We start from the raw sequence: 3,142 nt of genomic DNA on the forward strand, positions 1-3,142 counted from the left end.
ACAACTACCATCGGCCTCATACCTCCTGCGGAGACGCTCCTCCGGCCTCGTTGGCACCGGCCCGAGTCAACAACGTCATGCCCTCCTACACCTAGGACGCGAGTCGTCTGCATGGGCGTGGTGCTGGCGGTACTGCTGACCGGGTGTGGAGCCTCCCACGGGGATGGATCGACACCCACGTCGTCGTCCGCTCCACCAGGGACGCCGACCCCTGGTGGAGGATCGTCAAGTGGAGATCAAGACACCCTGGCGTACGCAGATCGGGCCCTCGACGTCCTTGATACCGGGCTGTACGCCTCCGGCGAGCGGTGGGAGCAGGCCCGAGCCCAGGTGCAGGAGACCGCCAAGACGGCGCGCTCACCTCGAGACCTCGACAGTGTCCTGCGCTATGCCACGGGGGTGGCTGGAGGAAAGCATTCGAGCTTCACTCCCGGCCCGGACCCAGCCGAGAGGGGTGAAAGGTCGACCTCCAGCGCTTCTGAGACACCGCGCATGAATGTCACGTTGCCGACCGTCACCACGACGGATGGCATCAGTACCCTCAGCCTGCCAGCACTGCCCGTGGCCAGTGACGACCCCCAGGCGTCCGAGTACGCGATGGTCCTGGCGGACGGAATCGACGCCGCAGCGACCGCGACCTGCGGGTGGGTGGTGGACGTGCAGGGAAACCTGGGTGGGAACATGTGGCCGATGCTCTCGGGGGTCTCCGCGTTGTTGCCGGAGGGGCCGGTGATGTTCTTCCGGGATAGGGCTGGCGAGGACACGGCAGTGACCGTGCAGGAGGACGGGGCAGGCACAGAGGGCATGACGTTCGTCAGCGTGGGGCCCCGGACACAACGCGATGGCGCTCCGATTGCGGTGCTTCAAGACCGGTCCACCTCGTCCTCGGGGGAGGCGGTGCTGGCCGCCTTCCGAGGGTTGCCCAATGCAAGGTCGTTCGGGCAGTCATCGTCAGGGTATGGGTCCGGGAATGCGACGCACGTGCTGTCCGATGGCAGCCGTCTCACCTTGACGGCCGCGGAGTTTGTGGACCGTGGAGGCGAGGTTCTGGGCGATCGCCCGGTGGACCCGGACCTGCCGATCCGTAGGGACGGGGGCGGCGGCACGGACGCGGCTCAGGCGGCGGCGAGGATCTGGCTGCAGGAACGCGGCTGCCCCTGAGCGCCCTGGCCCGCTCGCATCCCGCGGCGCGTGGTCCAGCCGTCGCGAAAGGGATTGTGCGTGCGCTGGCAGGTCGCTCCAATGGCAAGCGTTGTGGCGCGAATCGGCTCCGCCGAAAACGACCGTGTGTGGGCGGGGTGGCCTGTGGATGTGATGGCTTGGTGGCGGGTTTCTGTGATCGCTCAGTGGCGGTGCAGGCGCGGTCAGGTGTCGGTCGTGGTGCGGCGCAGCTCGCGGTAGATGGTGGTGCGGGAGACGTTGAACAGCTCGGCCAGCTCGGCTTGGGTGTGCTCGCCGGCGGCGTGCAACGTCAGCAGGTGCTTGCGCTGAGAGGGCGAGAGCTTGGGCTTCTTGCCTTTGAGTTTGCCCTTGGATCTGGCGATGGCCATGCCTTCGCGGGTGCGCAGGCGGATGAGGTCCGCCTCAAACTCGGCCACCATGCCGAGCACGTTGAACAGCAACCGGCCGACGGCGTCGTTGGGGTCGTAGACCCTGCCTCCGAGACTGAGCGCCACTCCCTTGGTGGTGAGCTCGTCGGCGATGTCCCTCGCGTCCGGGAGCGAGCGGGCCAGCCGGTCGAGCTTGGTCACCACCAGGGTGTCGCCGTCCCGGGTCGCGGCCAGCGCTTCGCGCAACCCGGGCCGGGCGCGGGTCGTTCCCGTCAGGCCGTGGTCGAAGTAGATGTCCTTGTTCTCGACTCCGAGGCGCTCGAGTGCTTCCCGTTGGGCGGAGAGGTCTTGCTCGAGAGTCGAGACGCGCGCGTAGCCGACATGCATGTCCCCATTGTTGCAGTTACCCTCCCCTCACCGCCCACGTCACCGTACGGGTCTTGCGTACATGACGATCCCTCACAAGACGTCGTCTGTGAACCGCATCGATAAGTGGCGGTGTTCTGACGGAGCTAAATGGCGGCATCGAGGTCTTGCGTCCCGATCGGAGTCGTCGGGCCGGCCGAGCTCGAGGTGATCGACGTGTTGATCGCTCTCGGGCGACTGTCCCACTTCCTTGGTAGTGGGACGGCCCGCGTGGGGATCCTTGCCCGATGTGCACGATCGGCGATTCCTGTACCAGAACTTGGACCAAAAGTGCTGAACCATTTAGGTCGTACGGAACCGACTTCCGGTACGCTGGGCGCATGGAATTGGGCTACGCGCGGGTCTCGACGGCCAAACAGGACCTCGACCGGCAGATCGATGCCCTCCGGCAGGTCGGGATCGCCGCCGAGCGGATCTATGTGGACAAGAAGTCCGGGGCCACCACGGAGCGTCCCGGGCTGACCGCGGCGCTGGCCTACGCCCGGGAGGGTGATGTGATCGTGGTGCACACCCTGGACCGGCTCGGGCGCACGGTGCGCGACACCTTGAACCTAATCCATGACCTCGCCGAGCGGGGGGTGGGGGTGCGCAACCTGGCGGACCCGATCAAGGTGGACTCCACCAATCCGAGTGATCCGATGGCGCAGTTGGCGGTGGTGCTGCTGGCGTTGTTCGGGCAGATGGAGCGCACCTACACCCTCGAGCGGGCTGCTCATGCCCGGTCGGTGGCCGCGGCGAAGGGCCGGCGGATCGGGCGGCCTACGGTGGTGGATCCGGACAAGCTGGCCTACGCGGCGCATCTGCGCGAGAGCGGGCACACGATGGCGGAGATCGTGGCCAAGACCGGGATCACGCGCACCAGTCTCTACCGTCACCTCCCGCCGCGGTCCCCGGAGCCGGTGACGGCCGGACCGGTCACCGCCGCCGAGCCCGAGCCCGGTCCGGCGGACTGACCCAGGTGGGGTGATGGTGGTGGTGCAGCTGGGTCCGCAGGAGAGAGCGGCATTGTTGCGCCAGCACCTCGACGAGGGGGTGCCGCTGACCCGGCTCGCCGCCCACGCCCAGGTCTCGGGGGCGTGTCAGATGGTCTGTGTAAGCCGTACCGAGAGGAACGGTAAGAATCATGACCATGATCGACGAGAAGAACCCAGGCGAGCCCTCGGGCC

Annotated in this window: 4 protein-coding genes; 3 read left to right on the forward strand and 1 reads right to left on the reverse strand. The window is 67.3% G+C overall.

The window, feature by feature from the left end:
* Positions 1-492 precede the first annotated feature (492 nt).
* Entirely contained in the window at positions 493-1,161 is a 669-nt protein-coding gene (locus tag ABIB16_RS11215) for a S41 family peptidase (protein WP_061866748.1), read from the forward strand.
* Positions 1,162-1,364: 203 nt separating this feature from the next.
* Here the strand turns inward: ABIB16_RS11215 and ABIB16_RS11220 are convergent, their stop codons facing one another.
* Positions 1,365-1,937 (reverse strand): recombinase family protein, encoded by a 573-nt coding sequence (locus ABIB16_RS11220; protein WP_061866749.1) that lies wholly within the window; start codon positions 1,935-1,937, stop codon positions 1,365-1,367.
* 359 nt (positions 1,938-2,296) lie between these two features.
* Between ABIB16_RS11220 and ABIB16_RS11225 the strand changes: the two genes are divergently transcribed.
* On the forward strand, positions 2,297-2,929 hold the full coding sequence (locus ABIB16_RS11225; RefSeq protein WP_016998066.1) for a recombinase family protein: 633 nt from the start codon (positions 2,297-2,299) through the stop codon (positions 2,927-2,929).
* 13 nt (positions 2,930-2,942) lie between these two features.
* The coding region (locus ABIB16_RS11230; RefSeq protein ID WP_354436293.1) for a hypothetical protein at positions 2,943-3,142 on the forward strand (200 nt) is incomplete at its 3' end.

The organism is Micrococcus sp. UYEF5, assembly GCF_040546065.1.
GTDB classification, from domain to species: Bacteria; Actinomycetota; Actinomycetes; order Actinomycetales; family Micrococcaceae; genus Micrococcus; species Micrococcus luteus.